This window comes from candidate division WOR-3 bacterium, assembly GCA_039801245.1.
Lineage (GTDB): Bacteria > Hydrothermota > Tepidihabitantia > Tepidihabitantales > Tepidihabitantaceae > JAOABP01.
In genome coordinates this window covers 1-23,667 of the sequence record JBDRUF010000008.1, presented here as the reverse complement: position 1 = coordinate 23,667, position 23,667 = coordinate 1, and the positions used below count along the sequence as shown (strand labels likewise).

Below are 23,667 nucleotides of genomic sequence, written 5' to 3'. Positions count from 1 at the left end.
AAATCGCTGTCGGTATTATTACTAAATACATCTGTTAGCGGAACCAATTGTCCGAGGTCGAAAACCCAAAAACTAATTCATTTTATCTCTTCAATCTGATAGAATTCAAGAACATCTCCTACCGCGAGGTCAGCAATGTCTTTAATTCCGATACCGCATTCGTAGCCAGCGGTAACTTCTTTAACATCCTCCTTGAATCGGCGGAGGGATATTACTTCACTCGCAAAAATCTCCTTATTTTCCCGGATTACACGAACCAGGGCGCCACGGACAACCTTACCTTCGGTAATGAATGCACCGGCAATGAGCCCCTGACGCGGGAGGCTAAACACCTGACGCACCTCGGCTCTACCGAGAGTGACTTCCCTCTTTTCAGGTTTTAGCATTCCTAATATTGCCGCTCTGATGTCCTCAATGGCTGCATAGATTATTCGATAGGTGCGAATCTCAACCCCTTGGGCTTCGGCTAACTGGCGCGCATCGGCAAGGGGACGGACATGGAAGCCGACGATTATTGCCTCAGATGCCTGGGCTAACAATACGTCATTCTGATTAATCGGACCGACCCCACAATGAATTACTCGCACCTGCACTTCGTCAAGTGAAAGCCCCTCAAGGGCATCACGCAATGCCTGAGCCGAACCAGACACATCGGTCTTAAGGACAATTTTCAACTCTTTCACATCCCCCTTGGCAATTCTTTCCTGCAATGCTTCCAGAGAAACCTTTGGTTTGCTTTCCTTAAGCCTCCGGTCCCGACTCGCCAGCTGGCGGCGCTGGGCAATTTCCCGGGCAATTCGTTCCTCAGCAACGACCTCAAAACGGTCCCCCGCCTCAGGTAAACCATTAAATCCAACCACCTGAACCGGGATGGAAGGGGTGGCGTTTTCTACCGAAGAGTTCCATTCGTTCAAAAGGTCTCTTACCCTTCCGTAACATGCACCGCAAACAAAATGGTCGCTACGTTTCAGTGTCCCTTCTTGGATTAAAACGGTGGCAACATTACCTCGTCCCCGGTCGACTCTCGCCTCTAGCACCACGCCTCGTGCTGGACCATCATAGGGGGCTTTGAGATCAAGCTCCATCCCAACCACACAGATGGCATCCAGTAGGTCCTCTATCCCTTCACCTGTTACAGCCGATGTTTCCACACAAACTGAATGACCACCATACCCTTCCACACGCAGACCCTTTTGTGCTAATTGACTCTTTACCCGGTCAGGATTGGCGGTGGGTAGGTCGCATTTAGTTATTGCCACAATGATGGGAACACCAGCAGCGCGAGCATGGTCAAGTGCCTCAATGGTTTGGGGCATTACACCCTCATCCCCTGCCACTACCAGAACCGCGATGTCGGTTACCTGGGCGCCCCGGGCACGCATCGCGGCAAAGGCTTCGTGTCCAGGGGTGTCAAGGAATACTATCGGTTTCTCATCGTAATAGGCGACATACGCACCAATGTGCTGAGTGATCCGTCCAAACTCTTTTTCTGCTACTTTGGTCTTGCGAATGTAATCAAGAAGGGCGGTTTTACCATGGTCAACATGCCCCATCACAACAACCACCGGGGGGCGAGGTTTGGGTTCGCCTCGGGGTACCGGTGTAATAGTCTCCTCCTCTTCTTGAACCGCAATACCAAACTCATCAGCAATTAGGATGATGGTATCAAGGTCAAGACGATGGTTCACCGTTGCCCTGAGCCCAAGTTGGAGACATTTCTTGATTATCTCGCTCACAGGTAGATTCAGGGCATGGGCAAGTTCGGCAACAGTCATATAGGGGGTCACCCTTACCGCGGATGGTTTGGCAACCGGGGTGGGTTTTTCTTGGTCAGTTGGTGCCCGGCGTTTTTTCCTTTCTCGACCGTAAACCTTGGCGAGGGTCTGTTTCACACTCTGGTTGATTTCCTGTTCGGGGATCTTTGGGGATGCCATTTTAGTGGCTTCAGCCGATTTCCGGCGTTTTATCGATTCCTTGAACTGGTGCTTTTCCTTTTTCAGGTGCAGTCGTGCGGCTTCAAACTCCTCCTCAGTAATATAAGAGGTATGTCCCCGGGGAGGGAAATTGAGCTCCTTTAACACCGCCAGGAGCGCCTCGCTTGAGAGGTTTAGCTGTTTTGCCGCCTCAAAGACCTTTAACTTGCCCACACCTTCTCCCGAACCTCATTTTTCAATGTCTCTACCGCCTCGGGCTGCAGTTCGGTAATCCTGACAAGGTCTTGGGGAGAGGAGTTCAAGAGTTCAAAGGCGGTGCTAAGACCCGCGGCTTGTAGTTTTGCGGTGAGGTCAGGTTCAAGATTGAGACTGGTAAGGCTCACCTTCGCTGCCTTATTCATAATCACCCGGTTCCGGTAGTCGGTTTCCTTAAGGACCTCAATCTTGGTCTGGGTTAAGAGGCTGGCGAGCCAGACATTCTGCCCCTTTTTGCCAATGGCAATTGAGAAATCACTATCAGGGACAACCACAATATAGGTGTCGTTTTCACGGATTATCTCCGATACCTTTGCCGGTCCGAGCGCCCGGGTGATGAATACCTGGAGGTCACGGCTCCAATGAACGATATCAATCTTTTCACCAGACAGTTCCTTGATGACATTTTCAATCCTTGACTTGCGGTAGCCCACACAGGCACCGACCGGGTCAACCTTTTCATCAAGCGATGCCACCGCCACTTTGGAGCGGAAGCCAGGGGCGCGGGCAATGGCTTTTATTTCAACAACCCCCTCTTTGATTTCTGGAACCTCCCGGGTTAACAGTTTGCGCAGGAACTCGGGGTGGGTGCGGGAGAGATAGACACGGGGTCCAATGGGCGTCTTTTCCACCTTGTGGACATAGGCTTTTATCGGCAGACCTTGGCGGTAGTGGTCGGTTTTCAGCTGTTCGCGGTTGGGCAGGACCGCTTCAATCAGCCCGAGGTTGACAATGATTTCATCGCGGGCGATGCGCTGAATGGTGCCGGTGACGATTTCACCCTTCTTACGGCTGTACTCCTCGTAAAGGCGGTCACGCTCAGCCTCGCGCAGTTTCAACATCAGTTCGTCCGATGCTTTGCGGATGGCTATACGCCCGATTTCATCAAGGGGCAAAGGGATACGTACCGTCTCGCCCAGCTGGGCATCAGGTTTCACCGTCCGTGCCTCTTCAAGGCTTACCTCTTGGCCGGGATTGTTAACACGTTCCACCACCCTTTTTATGAGCGCAACGCTGATTTCCCCATTCTCCGGATTGACAGTGACATCGGCTTCTGTGTTGGTACCAAAGCGGCGCTTTAACCCCGCAATGATACTGGTGCGCAGGGTTTCGCACACATAGGTGATGTCTACATTTCTTATCCGCGCAATCTGGGCAATTAGATTGACAACTTCTTTATTATTGCTCATAAACTATTTTTATTCTCTGCTCCTTTGCTTTCCTTTCAGCAACCTTCACCGGCCAGATTGAGTTTCCACCTCAGGAACTCGGCTTGCCGGTGTAATTTAAATTACAAGTATTATACCCAGCGGTGCAAATGAGTCAACTGGTAATTGTGATTAAATTCTTACAGGCTTTAACATACCCGCACAGGATTATAATATTGTGCCATTTTCCAATCGGTTAGGTTGTTAAGTGTTGAATTTGCGATAGTTATTTCTGGGTTTTAATTTCTCAGGGGGTGACCCAGGGGGTGGATAGGGGTCTGGCTGAAGATATTGGTAACAAAGTGGACTTTTTGTTTTCAGTGACAATGGGTTCAAGGTGAATAAGTAGGCGGAAATTTTTATTGATTAAAGGAAATGGAAAGGTGTTTTAATTGCAGGGTAAATGAAAGTTGTTGACAGGGAGAGAAAAGGTGTCTAAGTTTGGCTAAAGATGAGAATCTTAATCTGTTATGGTGAGCGGTCTGGGCTGATGTTAGCCGATTCCCTTGAAGAGGGGTTGGGCGTCTTGAATCCAACTGTTGAGATGTTGCGTTTTGATGTCAGCAAAAATTTTGGTCAGGTTATTGGCATCTGGGAGGGATTGACCACCGCATTGAGAAAGGGGCGGTTGTTGAAAGAAATCTGGGATGAGGTAGAGGGTTTGCAGCCGGATGGAGTGGTTTTAGTTTCCTATCCTGGGATCAATCTTTTCTTGGGTAAAAGGTTCCGGCGCTTAGGTGTGCCGGTTTTTTATCTTGCTCCACCTCAGGTCTGGGCATGGGGGAGATTTCGTGTAAGGTTGTTGCGAGAGGCAACTAACCGGGTATTCTGTCTTTTTCGATTTGAACAGGGGTTTTTTAAGAGATACGGCATTGAGGCGGTTTATTATGGTTATCCATTTCTGGATAAAGTGGTTTTAGTGCGTTCAAGGGAAAATACCCTGAAACAGATTGGATTTGAGCCAGGGGCGAAATATATCGTGTTTATGCCCGGTTCAAGACCTGCTGAGACTGATCATCATGAGGGGTTGTTTGTCGATGTTTTCAGGTTGTTGAAAATGCGGTATCAATGGTTGCAAGGGGTGATGGTTGCCGATGGGACAAAGCAATTGCCCGAAGGGCTCATCCGTGTTGGTGAAAAGGGGAGGTATGATGTTATTGGTTATGCTGAGGCTGCGGTTGTTGTTTCTGGGACCGCAACTGCTGAGACCGCAATCTTGGGTGTGCCAATGGTTGTGTGCTATCATCTGCCGGGGGTTAGCCGTTTTGTTGTCAGCTCTTGTATCAGAGTTAAACATTTTTCCATCCCGAATCTTGTACTGGGGGAGAGGATTGTTACCGAGTTCATCAACCCTGAGCCGGAGGCGATTTTTAGGAGCGTTTGCCGGTTGATTGAGGATAAAGATTACCGAGCGCAGATGATCACTGGTCTGAAAAAGGCAAAAGATTTGCTCGGACCGTTCGGGGCGATAGATAATATCGCTAAAGACATTTTGAAGGCAATGGAAAAGTCTAAATTTTGCAGAGCCTAATTCTTTAATGCTTGACTTTGAAAATTAAGGTGTTAAATTCACTGGTCTTGTAGCAAAACCCAAAGGAAAGGAGTAATTAATGAGTCCAATTTTCTGGATAGCACCCGGCAGTGCAGTTATTGCGCTCGGGTTCGCATTGTTTCTTGCGGTCAATAATCTGCGCAAGAGTGAAGGAACCGAGCCGATGAAGGTGGTGGCCCAGGCGGTAAAGGAAGGTGCGACCGCCTATCTGAAGCAGCAGTACAAGGGTGTGTCAATATTCTTTGCCATTGTCTTTGTGTTGCTTTTAATACTGGCTCTTTTAAGACTGCAGTCACCGTTTGTACCTTTTGCCTTCCTCACCGGCGGGTTTTTCTCCGGACTCGCCGGCTTTATCGGTATGTCTGTTGGTGTGCGCTGCAGTGCGAGAACAACCTGGGCAGCCAAGCAGAGCCTCAATTCCGGATTGCGGGTTGCCTTTTCCTCGGGAATGGTGATGGGACTCGTGGTTGTCGGTCTCGGGCTGATTGACATCTCCATCTGGTATCTCATTCTCAATGCGGTCTATGCAAACGAACCGCTGGTTCACAAACTGGAGTTGATAACATCAACGATGCTTGCCTTTGGTATTGGCGCCAGTTCTCAGGCGCTTTTTGCCCGTGTTGGTGGCGGTATCTTTACCAAGGCGGCAGATGTTGGTGCGGACCTGGTGGGTAAGGTTGAGGCGGGAATTCCTGAGGATGACCCGCGCAACCCGGCGGTTATTGCCGACAATGTCGGTGATAATGTTGGTGACACTGCCGGTATGGGTGCTGACCTTTATGAGTCTTATGTTGATTCAATTATCGCATCAATGGCGCTTTCGGTGGTGGCATTTAAGAATACCGGGTTTGAAGTTGCGGGCGTGCTTTTGCCAATGGTGCTCGCCGGTATAGGGATAATTGCCTCAATTTTAGGTAGTTTCTTTGTGCGGGCAGGTGAAAAGGCAGAACAGGGGGTTTTATTGGCAGCATTGCGCAGGGGAATTTATGGTGCGGCGGTTCTTTCCGCTATATTGGGTTTTGTTGTGACGAAATTAATTTTGCCCCAGTTCTGGTCGGTTTACTGGGCGATTGTTTCCGGTCTTCTTGCCGGTGTCCTGATTGGTCTATTTACAGAAATTTTTACCTCTGATTCCTATCCACCAACCAGGGCGATTGCGGCTGAGGCAAGGACATCACCAGCAACCGTTATCTTAGAGGGGCTTTCAGTGGGAATGAGGTCCACCTTGCCAATAGTTCTGGTGGTGGTGGTGGCAATAATTACCAGTTATTATTTTTCCGGCGGCGGCTTTGCTGGACTTGGGCTTTACGGCATTGGTATTGCCGCAGTAGGAATGCTTTCAACTTTGGGAATTACACTTGCAACTGACGCCTATGGCCCGGTTGCTGATAACGCCGGTGGTGTTGCCCAGATGACCGGGCAGGAACCGATTGTCCGCGAGAGAACTGATGCGCTTGATGCCTTAGGGAATACGACCGCAGCGACAGGGAAGGGTTTCGCGATTGGTTCCGCAGCCCTGACCGCTTTGGCTTTGATTGCTGCCTATCGGGATGAGGTGCGCATCGTCAGCGAACGTTTCCTCGGTTTGACCAGGACACTGGATTTGTCACTCTTGAACCCGAGGTTGATTGCCGGTATTTTTGCCGGAGCGGTTATTCCGATGACAGTTTCCTCTTCAATATTCAAGGCGGTGGGCAGGACCGCATCAAAGATTGCTGATGAGGTGCGGCGCCAGTTCAAGGAGATTGTCGGTTTAATGGAGGGTAAGGCGAAACCGGATTACGCACGGGCGGTTACCATCTGCACAAAGGCGGCACAGAGGGAGATGCTGGCGCCGGCTCTTACCGCGATAATCGCACCGGTGGTTGTGGGTGTGCTTTTAGGACCGGAGGCGGTTGCGGGGTTTCTTATTGGCGGACTGGCAAGCGGCTTCTGCCTCGCCATTTTTATGGCAAATGCTGGTGCTGCCTGGGACAATGCCAAGAAATACATTGAGAAGGGTAATTATGGTGGTAAGGGTTCAGCTGCGCATAAGGCAGGTGTTGTTGGCGATACTGTCGGTGACCCGCTTAAGGATGCTGCCGGACCGTCACTGAATATACTTTTGAAATTGCAGTCAATGGTGTCGATTGTGGTGCTCGGTCTGGTGTTGAAGGTTTCTTCTTATCTGCCCTGGGTGAAATAGCCTTAGGTTTTATACCGGCTCAGGGGGAGGCCAGACCGTCATACAGGCAGGGTTACCGCAACGGAGGGTTTCTGCGGGTGTAATTTTTAGACATCTGGGGCAAGGGGACTTTGCTACGGTGCCATCAGGCTCAAGAAATGCCTCCTCCTCCCAGTTGTAATTGCATTTATCGCAGAAGTAGCCGGCATAGGTCTCATTCCGATTGCAACCAGGACAGCGGCAACGGATACTCATTGATTTAATATAAATTTCATAAAATACCTGTCAAGGAAAACCGGATTATACCCGTGCGTTTTTTATGCGCTCGGCAATCTCATCCAGTTCCTTTTCAGAAAATTGTGGCTTCAGCCGTACCTGACAGAAGTGGTGAAGGTTAAGGGTTTTGTCAAGGAGGTTTTCCTCGCCTTTAATCGTCGGAATGAGGAGCATATGCACATGGGGAACCCTCGTGCCGCGTAAGAGCATTGTGATGTATTCGCACTCAAAGGCATGTTTTATTTTCCGGGCAACGGTGTAGCAGGTGCGCAGAAATGGACCCGCAAGGTTGTCCTGCGGCTCAATGTCCGTAAACCACTGGATGTGTCTTTTGGGTATTACGAGGCAGTGTCCGCGGGAGATGGGGTAGAGGTCTAAAAAGGCAAGGGTGAGTTCATCTTCGTAAACCTTGCGGCAGGGTGCCCTGCCTGCAACGATTTGGCAGAATGGGCATTCTGTCATTTTTCACCTCCAGCTAAAAAGACCAGGGTTTGCAGATAATCTGCCTGATACGGGTGTCAAAGAATTGATGGGAATGGGCAGGACGAATCACCAGCGCGGTGTCAGCACCTCTACTTGAGCCGGCGATGCTGATAATGTCCTTGCCATAGGGCACAAGACCGGCATCAAGCGCCATTACCGCTATTTCCACCGCCACCTTTGTCCCTTCACCGAATGTGCGATAGGTGTTGGCGATGATTTCTGGTGGACCAAGACCGCCAAACTGGCGCCTGATGGCGCGGTCAACCCCACCAAAGAGATGGGTGGTGCGTAAGACTACGACACCGCTGGTGGTAAGTTTTCTTTCGATAGAAGGAGAGAGTTCAGATTTACCAGGCTGGGCAAAGCCGCTCTGATGAGTTACGCAGATGATTTTAAAGGCATTCTGGGCAAGGCGGCTGAGTTTTAATGCGGTTGAGCCTGTGGTTGAGGCGATGACGATATGTGTGATTTTAAGTTGCTGGGTACACTCGAGCGCCAAACGGAGAGTGGTTGAGGTGTTAAGGCTTCCTGCACGGGGAAGCCATAATGATTGAAATTTGGATATATTTGTTCGCATAACAATATTAAGATATTTTTTAATTCCTTGCGGTCAAATAAAATCAATCTCTTTGGTAATTGTTGACTTTCGAAATCTCTTTGGTAACTTTGGGCAAGATTTATTTATAAAATGCGCATAGGAGGAAAATATGAAATCGAAGGTAGCGGTTGTCGGTATCGGAGCAACCCAGTTTCGCTCAATTTCTCCTGATGTCTCATACAAAGAATTGATGTATGAGGCAGCGGTAAGGGCTTACGAAGATGCAGGAATCGACCCGCGCCGGGATGTGGATACATTTGTTACCTGTGCCGAAGATTATGTTGAGGGCACAAGTATTTTCGATGAGTATGTTCCTGACCAACTTGGTGCCGCACTGAAACAGATGCACACAATTCCCGGTGACGGGCTCCATGGTGTCGCCGCCTGTTGGTTGCAGATAATGACGGGTGAATTTGATGTGGCGGTAGTGGAAGCCCATGTGAAGGCATCCAATATCTTGACACCGGATGGCATCGCCGCCTGCGCCCAGGACCCGGTATTTAACCGCCCCTTGGGGCTTAACACCCATTTTATCGCTGGGCTGGAGATGAATCGGTTCTTGTTCCGATACGGTCTGACATCCGAACACTGTCACAGGGTTGTAAGAAAGAACCGTGGCAATGCCCTGAATAATCAGTTTGCTGGGCGGGGGGCAAAGATAACCGATGTTGATTTCCAAAAGGCAAAGATGATTTCAACACCATTAACCGAACTTGATGTCGCACAACCGGTTGATGGCGCAATTGTTGCTGTCCTCGCTTCGGAGAAACGGGCAGCGGCAATGAGAAATAAGCCGATTTGGATAACCGGTATGGGCTGGTGCAACGGTTCTGCCGGTCTGGAGTCACGCGATTGGGATATCCCGGAATATGTAACTAAGGCGGCGGAAATGGCTTATAATTTAGCCGGCATAAATACCCCTGCAAAGGAGATAGATTTTGCTGAGGTTGACGATACCTATTCCTATAAGGAGTTGCAGCATCTTCTGACACTGCGTCTTGTTTCCACTAACGAAATCGGTTCCTGGGTTGAATCAGGTAAGGGCGAAATAAACGGGGTGTTGCCGGTTAACTCTTCTGGTGGTGCCTTGGGTATGGGTTATTTATATGAGGCGAATGGGCTTGCCCGTTTGTTCTGGGCGGTTTTGCAGTTAAGGGGGCAGGCGGGCAAAAATCAGTTGCCCAATGTCAGAACCGCATTAATCCAAAGTTGGCGAGGTGTTCCCACAGCAAGCGCTGCGGTGGGAGTTTTGTCCATTTAAGGAGGGGATATTATGGGACGAAGAGTAGCGGTTGTCAGTGTAGGTATGACGAAGTTTGTGCGCCGGGCACAGGAGACCGGGAAGGAGCTTGCCTTTTATGCCGCAAGACAGGCGCTTGAGAATTGCGGCATGACCCTTGACCAGATTGACGGCGTGGTGTTAGGCACCGCTCCGGATACCTTTGACGGTGTCCATATGAAAGGGGAGTATCTTGCTGATGGTGCCGGTGCCTTTGGAAAACCCTATATGCGCTGTTATGTGGGTGGGGGCACAGGCGTTTTTTCGGTAATCCACGGTTGGTATCACATCGCCTCTGGGGTTTTCAACACCTGTCTGGTGGTGTGTGAGGAGAAGATGTCCTCGTTTCAACCCCATCCTCAGGGTGCCTTTCTCACCATCTTTGACCATACCACTGAGCGCCCTTTAAAACCCAATCTCCTGTGGATATTTGCCTTGGAGATGAACCGCTATATGACCACCTATGGGCTTCGCAAGGAGGATATCGCACTGGTGGCGGTGAAGAATAAAAACAACGCCATTGACCATCCCTGTGCCCAGATTGCTGCACCGGTAACGGTTGAGGACATCTTGAAATCAGAGGTGCTCGCTTGGCCGGTTCAGCGGCTGGATGTCAGTCCCGTTTCTGATGGCGCGGTCGCGGTTATTTTGGCTGAGGAGAGTATCGCCAGAAGGATTACCGATAAGCCAGTGTGGATTGAGGGTGTGGGTTGGGCATTGGATACCGCTTACTGGACAAATCGGGATCTGTGTTATCCGCGCTATGTTGAAGAGGCGGCGAGAATGGCTTACAGAATGGCAGGGATTACCGACCCCAGACACCAGATTCATGTGGCTGAGCCATATGACCCGTTTGATTATAAGGAGTTGCACCATCTTGAGGGGTTGATGCTCTGCGGTCGTGGTGAGGCGCCACAACTGACAGTTGATGGTGTTACTCGCCGGGATGGGGAGCTGCCGGTTTGCCCCTCAGGTGGGCTCTTGGGTGTTGGCAATCCTATTGCAGCAGCCGGTTTGATGAAGGTTGCTGAACTTTTCTGGCAACTCCGCGGTGAGGCGGGAAAGAGGCAGATTGCCCGTAAGGCAAAACGCGGGGTTGCCCAGGCATGGGGGGATTTGATGCAGGTAGGGACAGTGGTAGTCCTGGGAATATAGGAGTAGAAGATGAAAGCAAACAAAGAGTTTAAAAAATTGCCGCAATTTGAAGGGACGGGTCTGCAAGAGGATGATATTAAAAAGGGTAAGGTCCTTTTCACCCGCTGGAATGCTGACGCCAAGTACGCCTGGGATGCCGGGGTGGCAATCGGCAGGTATCTGTCAGGTTTGAAAGAGGGCGTGATATGGGGTGTGCGGTGCGGGAAATGTGGGAGGGTAATGGTGCCTCCAAGGATGGTTTGTGAGTGGTGCTTTCGCAATATTGATGAGTGGGTGAGACTGAAGGATACTGGCACGGTAAATACATTTTCGCTCTGCTATGTCACCTGGGATGTGAAGCGGATCAAGGAGCCCCAGATACCAGCGGTGATTGAGATTGATGGCGCATCACCGGGAATGGGGATAATGCATCTTTTGGGCGATGTTGCCCCGGAAAAGGTTCGGGTTGGGATGAGGGTAAAGGCGGTATGGAAGCCCTTAGCAGAGCGGGAAGGGGCAATTACCGATATCCGGTACTGGAAGCCACTATAAAATCAAGGAGTTGATGATGGCACTAAAGGAAAGATTGGAAAAAACCAAGGAGATAAAGGTCTGGTTTGGGGAACTGCCTGTTGAAAGCCTTTATACCGCGGGTATTGCGGGCGAAAGGTTCTTGAGAACGCTTAAGGATAAGGGCGAGTTTACAGGGACCAAGTGTGAGCGCTGCGGAATTGTGTATGTTCCGGGACGAATCTTTTGTGAACGGTGCCTGGCACGGCTTGAGGAGTGGGTGAAGGTTGGGTCAAGCGGTGTGTTGGAGTCCTGGACAGTGTTACATCAGGGACTGGATGGCAAGGGTTTGGAAAAGCCGATAACAGTGGGAATGGTAAGGCTTGATGGCGCCTCAACAGTAATCATTCATCTCCTTGATAACTTAGATGGCAAGGCGCTGAAGATTGGGATGCGGGTTAAGGCGGTTTTAAAGCCCAAAAACAAAAGGACAGGCGCAATAACAGACATACTTTATTTTCAGCCGGAATAGGCAAGGGGCTGTTTTTCTCCAAGCGCGGTTCTAAAGAGAAGAGGCTCTTCTTTTGCCAATTTCCTAAGTGTATATATAAATACACAAAACCCAGAGGGGTAAAATTGGGTTATCTCTCGTAATTTCTTAACTTAACCTAATTTCACTTTTTTCCGGGGAACTATCCCCCGGGCGGTTTTGGTCAGGGTGTTGGAGGTGGTGTCTGAGGTTGTTTCTGAGGGTGCTTGGAAGGCGGTTTTGTGGGGGATTTTCCGCGGGGTTGATAAGGCTGTCTTTGAAATGGTGTCTGCGATTGAAACCAGGACTCTTTTGGAAAGGGCAGGATAAGTTGCCCTGAGGTTTATCTGCGGTCTAATCTGAAGGGCGGTTTTTAAGAGGGCTTGAACGGCAACCTGCCAGAACCTCAGCCAGGTAGAAGTGGAGATTAAGAAGGGGAGTGAACCTGATGCCGGTAGAGGGGTTATCAAATAGGAAGCGGACAGAGGGGTAAATTGCTCTTTTGACAATTTAAAAACGGGGAATATAATTTTTGCTATCGGTTAATGTTTTTAATTCTCTTTGTCCTCTTGCTTTTTATCGGCTACGGGTTTGCCGAATACCAGTTGCACCTGCGCAATCTGAGGCAGATTCCGATTCGCATCCAGGTGAACGGCACAAGGGGGAAGTCATCGGTGACAAGGCTGATTGCTGCTGGTCTGCGTGCAGGTGGGTTTCGGGTTGTTGCCAAGGTTACCGGAACAAAGCCAAGGTTCATTGTCGGGGATAATGAGGAGTATCCAATAAGGAGGCTGGGAAAGGCAAATATCATTGAGGAGTTGCGGATTGTCCGGCTGGCAAGAAGACATAACGCCAATGCCCTTGTTGTTGAGTGTATGGCTTTGGTCCCTGAATACCAGTTTATTGAAAACAGGATGCTCATCAAACCCACCCATAGTGTTATCACCAATGTCAGGGCAGACCACCTTGATGTGATGGGTCCAACAGTGATGGATGTTGCCCGGGCGTTAAGCAATACCATTCCCCAGAAGGGCAGTTTTTTTACCGCAGAGAGGGGCGAGCCTTTAAAGGTTTTAAAAGAGAGAATAAGACCAGATGTAAATATGACCGTTACTGACCCGCAAACAGTGGGTGATGAGGAGATGAAGGGCTTTGGTTATATTGAGCATAAGGAGAATGTTGCCCTGGCACTGGCGGTGTGTGAAAGCCTGGGTGTGGAGCGCAGGACCGCGCTTGAAGGGATGCAGCGGAGTCTGCCTGATTCTGGGGTGATGCGCATCTATCAAATTCGCGACCGGGGGAAACTGCTGGAGGTGGTCAACACCCTTGCTGCCAATGACCCGGACTCAATTGGCATACTCTGGGAGATGGTGAAAGGGCGCTGCGAGAATAGAATTGTTTTAGTGAATTGCCGGCGTGACCGTGCTGACCGTTCCCGGCAATTGGCAGAACTTGTATTTAATTGGGACAAGGACTGGATAGTGGTAACCGGCGGTCTGACGCGCGCCTTTATTCAGCGGGCATTGCAGTTGGGCGAAAAAAGGGATAGGATTCTTGACCTGGGTGAGGAGATTGAGCCGGCAGTTGTTTATGAACAGGTGTATAAACTGAGTAAAGAAAGGCAATTGGTTTTTGCCACAGGCAATACCGTTGGCTATGGGGAACGGTTGATTGGCTACTTTGCTGGAAAGGGGGTCAAAGGGTGATAATTGAGACGATTGGTCTGGGGATGCTGATTTCCTTTTTCCTGACCGAGACAATCGGTCTCGCAGCCGGTGGCATAGTTGTGCCTGGTTATATTGCCCTGACATTGAATGAGCCGGTGCGGGTCGTCGCCACCATCTTAGTGGCATTAATCACCTATCTGATTATCAAGGGTCTATCACGGTTTATCATTGTGTTTGGCAGAAGGATGCTTCTTTTGGGAATAATCGTTGGTTACCTGCTTGGTTATGTTACCAAGATTGCACCGAGTGTTAGTCTGAACTCGGTGAGATGGGATTTGAGCGTTATCGGTTATGTTATCCCTGGTCTTGCGGCCTACTGGATGGCAAGGCAGGGTGTTGTGGAGACGCTTGCCACGATGATGATTGCCGCGGTTCTTACCCGGCTTCTGATAATCTGCATCTCCGGGGGTGCGTTCTGATGAGGCGGAGACAGGGAAAGGTAAACCGCTGGGTTATCACCGTGCTCGCAGTAATTGCACTTTTATTTTTCTTTGTTGAGTCAGGTTCGGTGCATTCTGTTCGGAGCCGGCTTTATGAGGAAAAGGTTAATGCCGCGAGGGTCTCGGCAAGGGCTTTTGAAATCATGCGCAATTACCGGCAGACAAATATTGATTTGCCGATTGACAGTGTCAATGACCCGAACGGTACCGGATTGATAGGGCTGCAGTTTTCGAAGGTTACCTACGGCAGGAGCGATTTGAGCGATGCGCTGACAACAACCAATCCCAATTTCAGTGCCGCTTTGATTGAGATGCTCTATCGGGCAGGGATTCGTTCAGGTGATACGGTTGCGGTAAACTGGGATGGCACCTATCCAGCGTTAAATATTCAGATTCTCGCAGTGGCGAAAACCCTCGGGGTTTTTCCTTTAATTGTTAGCGCGCAAAGTTCCGGAATGTGGGGGGCAAACTATCCAGGATTCACCTGGCTTGAGATTGAAAAGGTTCTATCCGATTCCGGACTGTGGAACTTTCGTTCTGCGCTCGCAACCCTGGGTGGTGAGGCTGATGATGGCAGGGGGATATCACCAGAAGGCAGGGAACTGCTTTTGAACATTGCCGAATCGTTAAAGGTGCCGATTTTCATTGCGGAATCCATTGCCGAGGGGGTGGCAAAGAGAATGGAGCTGTTTTCAAGGTGCAAGGCTTTGGTTGCGGTTGGTCTGCCTGTTACCAACTCTGGTGACCCTTTATTACGCCTGCCTTCAAGAATCTTTACCGACCGGCATACCCGTGCTGGCAACGGTCTGATTGCCCAGTTTCTCAATAGCCGTCGTCCGGTGATTCATATTGCCAAGCCCAGCCGGGTTGCGCTTGACTATCGCCTGCCGGTTGCACCCATACCCTTGCCAGCAATTGGTAAAGGCAGGCTTTATTATGAACGGCGCTACTCGGTGCCGCTGGCGATAACATTTTCGCTAATCATAATCATCCTGCTTTTTCTCGTTGTTCGTTATGACATCGAGTACTATTTCGGGGTGAGGTCACAGGAGGAGGGAAATGCGGTATAGTTTCAGAGCTTCCTTGTTATCTATAGGCTGATGGTATGAGAGCAAGAACAATCTTCCTACTCATTACATTCTCTCTTCTTTTTACTGCTGAAGGAGCGGTGCGGTGGAACGGTTCATTCGATGCCAATATTGAATATGATAACAACATTTTCTATCTCTCGCCTGCGGATTTGCAGAAATTCCGTCTCGGTGAAAACCCTGCCCGCTATCCTTATCATTCGGCAGATGATATTGATTTGAAAGTTACCGCTGACCTGAGAGGTGTTTTTACAAGGAATACCGGGTTTAGGCTCAGACTGAGACTGCATCAGTATGTTGTTAATCAGGAAAAGAGTTATGGTTTAATCAATACCCGTATTGAACAGGAGGCAGGTAAACTGGGCAGATCTTTCTTTTCTTACATCTGGATGCCAAACTATCTTATCCGGTATTATCCTGACCCGGAAATAAAAGGAGGTTATTTTCCCTGCAGATATGGTGAGCATCTTCTTGGTATCGATTTTCACCGCGGTTTCGGAAACCTTCTTATAACCCCCAATTACCGGTTTGAGATTGATGACTATCTTAAAAGGTTTGACTATTATGACACAAGGGCACACCGGCTTGGAGTTGAGTTAGGATGGAGACCGAGGAAAAATATAAATTTACAGGGTGAGTATCAGTTTAAGATTGCGCGGGCAAAAGGACCGGTTCCAGACATATCTTATCAAGAGCACCGCTTTGAGATTACCATTGCTACCCGTCCCCGTGTTTTTGACCGGTTCGGGGTTGAGGCAGGATATAGGTTTTGCCATCGGCAATATACAACCGATAATCCGATTACCATTGACCCTTATCATTACGGCAGAGTTGACCGGACCCAGACAATTGCTGCCGGTGGTGATTTCCGGCTTAACCCTTTTACGCTGGTCTTGAAATATGAGTTAGAGTGGCGTGAGGTGGATTCGCCATATAATGGTGAGGTTGAGGAGGTAAAGGAATACCGAGCGAGCCGGGTTTCGTTGGGTGTAAACCTGCCATTAACGCTGGATAGTAAAAGGAAAAAGGATTGAATATGGGAGGTGCAAAATGAGGCGGTGGTTGATAATATTTCTCGGGTTTTTTGTCTATCTATTTCAGATTTTTACACTTACCTGCATAAGACCGTTGCCTGCACCTTCACCAGTTTCTCTTGAGGCACCTGCAGACAATGCGATTCTCAACTCCTCAGAGGTAACATTTTTATGGCAGGATGTTGCGGATGGTGAAATCTATGTTCTTGAGGTGGCAGAAGATGCCAAATTTAAATCTATTGTCGTTACTGACAGCACCTCTGAAAATTCTACAAGTGTGAATCTGAAAACCGATGGCAGCTACTGGTGGCGGGTGCGGGTGCAAAATGAGAAGGGCGTCTGGAGTGAATGGTCGGAAACAAGGAGTTTTGTCATTCAGAGGTTTATCATCGTCAACTCGTTGAAAACCCAGGGGTATCCACACGACATTGCAGTTCAGGGAAATCGTGCCTATATCGCTGACGGACAGGCGGGTTTAGCAGTATATGATATAACCAATCCGGTCTCACCGCTATTTCTTGCACGGATAATGGATTCACTCAATGTTGCCTGGGGGGTGGCGGTTAAGGACAGTTTCGCCTATATTGCGTACGGGTATAAGGAACTGATGATAGTTAATATCCAGAATCCTGAAAGCCTTAAAATTGTAGGAGTTCTTGAATATCCTCAGCCCGGATATGGGTATGATATTGCGGTCCAGGACACTTGGGCTTATATTGCTGCTGGTGCTCAGTTTCTCGCCGTAAATATAACTGACCCCCGTTATCCGAATCTCAGATTCCAATACTATTATCCGCGCAACTGCCGTAGTGTGGTGATAGCTGATCATCGAGGTTTTGTTGCCTGCGAGCAATTGGGTGTCGCCGCTTGGCGTCTGGACACATTTCCGCCGGTTCAATTAAGCGGTTTTGACACGCCTGGGAATGCCCGCGGAGTGACGGTAAATGATGCGAGATTATATGTGGCTGATGGACGGGATGGATTGATGGTAATTGATGCTCACGAACCAGGCAATTTGAGGGAATTGAGTAGGATTGCACTCGATGGCTATGCCAACTCGGTTACTGTAGATGATAGTCTGATTTTTATCGCCTGCGGTTCAGGTGGCGTTGCGGTTGTCAACTGCGCCAACCCTTCTGAGCCTTATCTTATGGCACAGATTAAGACACCTTATGCCTATGGGGTAGGGGTGGTAACTGAAACCAGTTATTTCCTCGTTCTTGACCGTGACCTTGGCATAGTTACCGTCAAGAAGGAGTTCTAAATGAGCCAATTGTTACTCTTTTTAATTGCTGCTAATCTCCAGGCCGGTCTGATCACCAATGACCAGATTGAAATTAGATTTGTTCCAACAGAAACATCAAGGGCGGTGGCAGTTCTTGTGCCGGTATTAGGCGAACGATTACCAGAGGTGCGGACCGATGATGAATGTCAATGGCAATTTGGAACCAGGATGATTGCCGCTGGAATTGAAGTTGTGCCTTTAATTATCCGGAGCGAAAAGGAGGTCAAACTTAGTATAAATTATAACCAGTCAATTGACAGAGTGGCAACCAAAGGTGGGATGGCACAAATAATTTGCCCGTGGCATTTTAAACTTCACCAGGAGGATGGACTGAGAGGTTATCTGATTATCGTGCCGGATGATTTTTATGATAACATTTTACCTCTGGCAAGGTGGAAGGAGCGGAAGGGTTTTAAGGTTTGGGTTAAGAAGACCTCAGAGACCGGCACCCAACGAGACCAGATTAGAAACTTTATTCGCGAGGCGTATCAGAACTGGAGCCCTAAAATTGAATATGTTCTACTTGTCGGTGCCATAAACAAGATTCCTGCCTTTCCTACCCCTGGTGCCACCTCCTGTGTAACAGACCATCCTTATTCCCTTGTTGATGGTGAAGATTTTCTCAGCGACCTTTTTGTCGGCAGACTGCCAGCAGCGAACATTTCTGAACTTGACTGCATCGTCGCAAAGATTATCGGCTATGAGTCCAATCCTTATACTGAAGATACCTTTTGGTTTAAACGGGCGCTGATGGTCGGGACAAGTTATCAGGAAGGAGGGACACCAGCGGTTACCGCGCTCGTGACCAAACGCCGCATTCGGGAAAAACTTTTGGCAAAAGGGTTCAACATCGTTGATACCGTTTTTTATCCACCTACCGCTTCTGGTCGCGGACCGATTGATACCTCTGTGAATAACGGTGTTTTGTTTATCAACGGTCGAGGTTGGGGGCAGGCAAGCGGCTGGAATTATCCCCAGTTTCAGATTAGCGATGTTTATAATCTCAATAATGGCTGGAAATTACCAGTTATCACCAGCCTCTATTGTGGGACCGGCAATTATCAGGCAAACCCCTGTTTTGGTGAAGCCTGGTTGCGAGCAGGAACGCCAACTGCGCCCAAAGGTGGTGTGGGATTCTGGGGTGCATCCTATACTGGAACTTCAACGAGGTGGAACAACTGTATGGACTATGGGATTTATCAGGCAATTTTTGACCGCAGCATTACTACCCTGGGTCCGGCGATGTATTGCGGTAAACTTGAGCAGTTGATTAATTTCCCCCTGCGCGCGGATTCTGAAGACCTTGTCATTTATTTTCATGTCTACAATCTCCTTGGTGACCCGGCAATGGAGATGTGGACGGGTGTTCCGCAGGAGATTGTCGTTTCCTATCCCAGCGAATATCCAGTGGGCACGACCTCTTTTTCGGTTAATGTGCGTGATGCAATGGGAAATCCAGTTGAAAATGCCCAGGTGTGCTTATTCAAACTTGGTGAAGTTCAGGAAGTGCGACGGACCGACCGCGCTGGTTTTGCCCGGTTCAATATTTCCACAACAACCGCTGACACTATGTTTGTTACCGTAACTGGCAGGAATCTCAAGCCCCATTTGGGTTACAGTTTGGGTGTAATTAGAGGGGTGTTTGTAGGACATTTGCGCCATTCACCTGACACTGTTAATCCAGGAAATTTGACCAATCTTTCTGTTGTTTTAAAGAATTACGGGCTAAGTCAGACCGCAAACAATACCATAGCCGTTTTAAGCGCACTCGATTCCTTTTGTTCAGTAGCTGACTCTGTCCGTAACTACGGTTCACTTGCACCCGGTCAGGAGGGGACTGCTGAACCTTTTCAGATATCTGTCGCCCCTTCCTGCACAAGCGGTCAGAGGCTGCCATTACGCTTGAGAATTGCCAGCGAGGACAGTATCTGGTATTCCGGCTTCACCATTGATGTGCACGGACCTACTTTTGATGGGAGGCGCTACACTGTTTATGACCAAAATGGCGTTCTTGACCCGGGAGAAAGTGTTGAGGTTGCGATTACGGTTTTAAACAGGGGCGAAGGAGATGCCAATAATGTTACCGGTATATTGCGCTCTGCAAACCCAGCAGCGATTAGGGTCTTAGATTCAACAGGATATTTTGGTAATATTCCATCTGGTGATTCAGCAGCAAATACCATTGACCGCTTTAAGGTCCAGGTCAATGCCGAAGTTGCAATCGGGCATAAATTTCTGCTTTATCTAACCCTGACTGGCGCAGAAGGATTCAACCAGCAGATAAGTTTTTCTGTTACAATCGGACAGCCTGTTTCCTCAACGCCGTTCGGACCTGACCGATATGGTTATTATGGCTACGATGATACTGACATTGGTTATCAGGAAAGACCAGAATTTAACTGGATTGAGATTGACCCGAATCAGGGCGGGCAAGGCACACGAATAACTATCGGTAACGACCGTGCGGTTGAGGTCCAGTTGCCATTTACCTTCCGGTTTTACGGACAAAATTATGAGACAATCTCGGTATGTGATAACGGCTATATTGCGATGGGCAATACCTGGTTTGGTGACCCATATAACTGGCACATTCCATCTGCGCAGGGACCAGATGGATTTGTTGCGGTTTTCTGGGATGATTTCCGAACCGATACGCTGAATGCCGGAGGTGTGTATTACTTTTATGATGAGCCTCAGCACCGCTTTATTGTTGAATGGAGCAATGTCTATCACATCCATGGATTTCGTAATCCCATTGTCGCTGAACAGCAGACCTTTCAGGCGATTCTTTTCGACCCGGCATATTATCAGACCCTTACCGGTGATGGACCGATTGTGTGCCAGTACCTTTTTGTTCAGAACGATGATACCATCTGGGGTAACAGCCATAACTTTGCCACAGTTGGGATTCAGAGTCAAAATCACGATGATGGACTGGAATGGACATTTGCCGGGATGTATCCTGCACCAGCGGCTGAAATTGTCCCCCACCGGGCGATAAAGTGGACAACCAATCCGCCTGATACATTCACATTCATCTGTGAGAAAGAGGACGCAGCCCTTCCTTTTACCTTTAAGATTTTCCCCAGTGTAGCCACCAGAGGTGTCTGGCTGGATATTAGCCGGTCCCCGGTCTTCGGTCTTCGCTCTTCGGTCTTTGATATTACCGGTAGAGAGGTCAGGCAATTGACATTTTCAGCTGGTGCTAATAATCGTTTATTCTGGGACCTTAGAGATGAAAAAGGAAAGCGGGTGCCTGCTGGTGTTTATATCTTGCGGTTGACCGATACTCTTGGAAATAATAAAATCTCTGTTGAGAAAAGGGTAGTTGTCTTGAGATAAAAAGAAAGGGAGAGTAAATGCGAAGGTTGTTCCTCATTTTTAGTGTCTCTTTATTATTATCACCACTCTGGGCATTGATTTACCACGGTGTGGCAACACCACCAGGTGGTAATGATGCCTGGGTGGTTACAATGGATACAACACTAATTTACCACACAAGCGATTTTGGTATCACCTGGAATGAGGTGAACATTCTCACCGTCCGCGACTTCTTTGATGTCTTCTTTTTAACACCCGATTCAGGCTGGACCTGCGGCAGGACCGGCGAAATCTGGCGCACTACCAATGGTGGCGATACCTGGGAAAGGAAAAATTTAGGTGGTCCAAAGCATGCGGCAAGAATCAGGTTTGTTGATAATATGTTTGGCTGGGCAGCAGGTGGTGACTATGTCCAATTAAGGACAACTGATGGTGGTGCTGTCTGGGAGCAGGTTTTTCTGCCGAAACCGCCCTTTCCCCATGGAGACACCCTTGAGTGTCAGGGCGTATTCTTTCTTGACCGTAATTATGGCTTTCTTGTTGCCGGACACTGGCCTCAGGGCGACACATTTCTTGGTGGTCAGGGCATAATTGCCAAAACGACCAATGGCGGCGACTCCTGGGTAATCTTGCACCAGGACACCACCTATGATTTCTATGATGTGTATTTTGCCGATTCCCTTTCAGGCTGGGTTGTTGGTGGTGATGACCGTAACTTCAGGGCGGTCGTTCTGCACACAAGTGATGGCGGCAATTCCTGGGTGCAGCAGAATCTTCCTCAAGGTGCGAGATTTCTCCGGGCGTTAAAGTTTGTCAGTCCGACTTGCGGCTGGGCTTGCGGCAGGAATGGGACGATAATCCATACCTCTGATGGTGGCAACAACTGGGTTTTGCAGAACTCAGGCGCGGACTCTACCCTTTTTGATATTGACTTTGCCGACTCGCTCCGAGGGATGGCAGCTGGAACCGATGTGGTTGTGGTAACAACTGATGGCGGCGAGAACTGGAGCGTGAGCCTTATTGGCATCACCGAAGAAACTAATTCTAATATCCTATTTCCTACCTCAACCTTAACCTCAACCTTCATCCTTCAGAACCTCCCTGCGGTTCTCTTTGACATTGCTGGTAAAAAGGTGTTAAACTTTTATCCTGGACCAAATGGCATCGCTTCTCTAAAACCGGGTATTTATTTCATAAAGAAAAAGGCGGGGACAGAAAAGGTTCTGATTGTCAGATGAGAAAAGGGGCAAGATGAGGTGTTTTATTTTATTCCTTATCGGGTCAACTTTTATTGTAAGTTCGGTCATAAGCGGTTGTGGTAAAAACCTGCCGCCGGAAAAGCCGGTCATCTTCGGCAGAAACCGGGCAGATGTTGGTGACACGGTTTTGATTCATATTTATTCAATTGACCCTGAGGACAATGTCATCACCTATCTCATTGATTGGGGCGACACCACCAAACCGCAGTGGTCATATTTCTTCCAGAGCGGGGATACCATTGAACGCACCCACATTTACTATCAGACCGGACTCTACTTTATCAGGGCAAAGGCAAAAGACATTGACCGTAAGGAGTCAGACTGGTCAGACACCTTCCGGCTGGTGATTGAGCCTAAGAACTAACACATAATAAACCTTCCTTGTCAATGTCAATCTGTCGGTGTTACATTTCTTCTTGACAAATGACATAAAATGGGTATAATTAGATAAACTCCAAGGGAGGTAAAATGAAAAGATGTGTTCTGATAGTTGCGGTCTTTTTTGTTTTGACCGCAAATGTTTATGCCCTGGACTCGCTCAACTGCCGGGAGATAGGCTCCTGGCCATTTGGTCCTTATTGTAATGCGGTGGTGCTTGACCCGAACCGGCACCTGGCATTTGTTGGTTCTGGTGGTGGGGTCTATGTGCTTGATGTGAGCAATCCCGCAAATCCGGTGAAACTTTCAGAGGCTATTCACACCCGCGACGTTGGTAGGGGCTTGGCGCAAGAGTCAAATCGGCTCTACATTGCAGGAGGAAAGGCAGGTCTTGAGATATGGGATGTAACCAGTCCCACAACTCCAACAAGACTCGGGACCTGCAATACCCCGGACACTGCCCTTGGCGTTGCGGTAGCCGGCAGTTATGCCTATGTTGCTGACGGTTATTCTGGTCTGCGGGTGATTGATGTGTCTGACCCGGCAAATCCCAAGGAGGTCGGATACTATGACACCCCAGGCTCTGCCCTTGGCGTTGCGGTAGCCGGCAGTTATGCCTATGTTGCTGACGGGTTTTCTGGTCTGCGGGTGATTGATGTGTTTCACCCGGCACATCCTCAGGAGGTCGGATACTATGACACCCCAGGCTCTGCCCTTGGCGTTGCGGTAGCCGGCAGTTATGCCTATGTTGCTGACTTTTATTCTGGTCTGCGGGTGGTTGATGTGTCTGACCCGGAAAATCCCAATGAGGTAGGATACTGTCGGACTCCAGACTATGCCCTTGGCGTTGCGGTAGCCGGCAGTTATGCCTATGTTGCGGACTATTATGGTGGTCTGCGGGTGATTGATGTGTCTGACCCGGCAAATCCCAATGAGGTCGGATACTGTCGGACCCCAGGCTATGCCTATGGCGTTGCGGTAGCCGGCAGTTATGCCTATGTTGCAGACGACTGGGTTGGTCTGCGGGTGATTGATGTGTTTCACCCGGCACATCCCAATGAGGTCGGATATTATGATACCCGAGGCACTGCCTATGGCGTTGCGGTAGCCGGCAGTTATGCCTATGTTGCGGACTATGATGCTGGTCTGCGGGTGATTGAGTTCTATGGGGTTGGGGTTGAGGAACGCTTCCAGAGAACGGCTAATGGCTCAC

21 protein-coding genes are annotated in these 23,667 nt (G+C 49.1%); 16 read left to right on the top strand and 5 right to left on the bottom strand.

The window, feature by feature from the left end:
* Window positions 1-77: 77 nt before the first annotated feature.
* Together infB and nusA are read right to left on the bottom strand one after the other, a co-directional pair.
* Complete coding sequence (gene infB, locus ABIK47_02150; GenBank protein ID MEO0019427.1) at window positions 78-2,147, bottom strand: translation initiation factor IF-2; 2,070 nt, start codon at window positions 2,145-2,147, stop codon at window positions 78-80.
* Complete coding sequence (gene nusA / locus ABIK47_02145; GenBank protein ID MEO0019426.1) at window positions 2,135-3,379, bottom strand: transcription termination factor NusA; 1,245 nt, start codon at window positions 3,377-3,379, stop codon at window positions 2,135-2,137. The genes infB and nusA overlap by 13 nt, the downstream gene beginning before the upstream one ends.
* A 469-nt stretch (window positions 3,380-3,848) precedes the next feature.
* On the opposite strand from nusA, the gene ABIK47_02140 reads away from it, so the two are divergent.
* On the top strand, window positions 3,849-4,928 hold the full coding sequence (locus ABIK47_02140; GenBank protein MEO0019425.1) for a hypothetical protein: 1,080 nt from the start codon (window positions 3,849-3,851) through the stop codon (window positions 4,926-4,928).
* 79 nt (window positions 4,929-5,007) lie between these two features.
* Complete coding sequence (locus tag ABIK47_02135; GenBank protein ID MEO0019424.1) at window positions 5,008-7,134, top strand: sodium-translocating pyrophosphatase; 2,127 nt, start codon at window positions 5,008-5,010, stop codon at window positions 7,132-7,134.
* Window positions 7,135-7,143: 9 nt separating this feature from the next.
* Here the strand turns inward: ABIK47_02135 and ABIK47_02130 are convergent, their stop codons facing one another.
* Genes ABIK47_02130 through ABIK47_02120 form a run of 3 tightly spaced genes read right to left on the bottom strand, consistent with a single transcriptional unit; the run spans window position 7,144 to window position 8,449 of the window.
* The gene (locus ABIK47_02130; GenBank protein MEO0019423.1) at window positions 7,144-7,368 is read right to left on the bottom strand and encodes a hypothetical protein; all 225 of its coding nucleotides are present in this window, start codon (window positions 7,366-7,368) and stop codon (window positions 7,144-7,146) included.
* A 45-nt stretch (window positions 7,369-7,413) separates the two neighbouring features.
* Window positions 7,414-7,851, bottom strand: coding sequence for an HIT family protein (locus tag ABIK47_02125; protein ID MEO0019422.1), 438 nt, complete (start codon window positions 7,849-7,851; stop codon window positions 7,414-7,416).
* Between the two features lie 13 nt (window positions 7,852-7,864).
* Window positions 7,865-8,449, bottom strand: a complete 585-nt coding sequence (locus tag ABIK47_02120) for a pyruvate kinase alpha/beta domain-containing protein (GenBank protein ID MEO0019421.1) — start codon at window positions 8,447-8,449, stop codon at window positions 7,865-7,867.
* Between the two features lie 130 nt (window positions 8,450-8,579).
* On the opposite strand from ABIK47_02120, the gene ABIK47_02115 reads away from it, so the two are divergent.
* The 14 genes from ABIK47_02115 to ABIK47_02050 form a co-directional block, all read left to right on the top strand.
* Window positions 8,580-9,731 carry an acetyl-CoA acetyltransferase gene (locus ABIK47_02115; GenBank protein MEO0019420.1) on the top strand — a complete coding sequence of 384 codons (1,152 nt, stop codon included), beginning with the start codon at window positions 8,580-8,582 and terminating at the stop codon, window positions 9,729-9,731.
* Window positions 9,732-9,743: 12 nt separating this feature from the next.
* Window positions 9,744-10,904, top strand: a complete 1,161-nt coding sequence (locus ABIK47_02110; protein MEO0019419.1) for a thiolase domain-containing protein — start codon at window positions 9,744-9,746, stop codon at window positions 10,902-10,904.
* Between the two features lie 9 nt (window positions 10,905-10,913).
* Window positions 10,914-11,435: a Zn-ribbon domain-containing OB-fold protein gene (locus ABIK47_02105; GenBank protein MEO0019418.1), complete on the top strand. Its 522-nt coding sequence runs from the start codon at window positions 10,914-10,916 to the stop codon at window positions 11,433-11,435.
* Window positions 11,436-11,451: 16 nt separating this feature from the next.
* Window positions 11,452-11,925 (top strand): Zn-ribbon domain-containing OB-fold protein, encoded by a 474-nt coding sequence (locus ABIK47_02100; GenBank protein MEO0019417.1) that lies wholly within the window; start codon window positions 11,452-11,454, stop codon window positions 11,923-11,925.
* Between the two features lie 177 nt (window positions 11,926-12,102).
* Window positions 12,103-12,252 carry a hypothetical protein gene (locus tag ABIK47_02095; GenBank protein MEO0019416.1) on the top strand — a complete coding sequence of 50 codons (150 nt, stop codon included), beginning with the start codon at window positions 12,103-12,105 and terminating at the stop codon, window positions 12,250-12,252.
* Window positions 12,253-12,467: 215 nt separating this feature from the next.
* The gene (pgsB, locus tag ABIK47_02090; protein MEO0019415.1) at window positions 12,468-13,628 is read left to right on the top strand and encodes a poly-gamma-glutamate synthase PgsB; all 1,161 of its coding nucleotides are present in this window, start codon (window positions 12,468-12,470) and stop codon (window positions 13,626-13,628) included.
* The gene (gene pgsC / locus ABIK47_02085) at window positions 13,625-14,068 is read left to right on the top strand and encodes a poly-gamma-glutamate biosynthesis protein PgsC (GenBank protein ID MEO0019414.1); all 444 of its coding nucleotides are present in this window, start codon (window positions 13,625-13,627) and stop codon (window positions 14,066-14,068) included. Before pgsB ends, pgsC begins: the two co-directional genes overlap by 4 nt.
* A complete protein-coding gene (gene pgsW / locus ABIK47_02080) occupies window positions 14,068-15,159 on the top strand; it encodes a poly-gamma-glutamate system protein (GenBank protein MEO0019413.1) in 1,092 nt (363 codons plus the stop codon). Before pgsC ends, pgsW begins: the two co-directional genes overlap by 1 nt.
* Window positions 15,160-15,194: 35 nt before the next feature.
* Window positions 15,195-16,211 (top strand): hypothetical protein, encoded by a 1,017-nt coding sequence (locus tag ABIK47_02075; GenBank protein MEO0019412.1) that lies wholly within the window; start codon window positions 15,195-15,197, stop codon window positions 16,209-16,211.
* A 16-nt stretch (window positions 16,212-16,227) separates the two neighbouring features.
* Window positions 16,228-17,475 carry a hypothetical protein gene (locus ABIK47_02070; protein ID MEO0019411.1) on the top strand — a complete coding sequence of 416 codons (1,248 nt, stop codon included), beginning with the start codon at window positions 16,228-16,230 and terminating at the stop codon, window positions 17,473-17,475.
* Window positions 17,476-20,838 carry a C25 family cysteine peptidase gene (locus ABIK47_02065; GenBank protein MEO0019410.1) on the top strand — a complete coding sequence of 1,121 codons (3,363 nt, stop codon included), beginning with the start codon at window positions 17,476-17,478 and terminating at the stop codon, window positions 20,836-20,838.
* Between the two features lie 17 nt (window positions 20,839-20,855).
* Window positions 20,856-22,055, top strand: coding sequence for a YCF48-related protein (locus ABIK47_02060; GenBank protein ID MEO0019409.1), 1,200 nt, complete (start codon window positions 20,856-20,858; stop codon window positions 22,053-22,055).
* A gap of 13 nt (window positions 22,056-22,068) precedes the next feature.
* On the top strand, window positions 22,069-22,440 hold the full coding sequence (locus tag ABIK47_02055) for a hypothetical protein (GenBank protein MEO0019408.1): 372 nt from the start codon (window positions 22,069-22,071) through the stop codon (window positions 22,438-22,440).
* 104 nt (window positions 22,441-22,544) lie between these two features.
* Window positions 22,545-23,667, top strand: a 1,123-nt coding sequence (locus ABIK47_02050; GenBank protein ID MEO0019407.1) for a hypothetical protein, incomplete at its 3' end; no start/stop codon positions are given.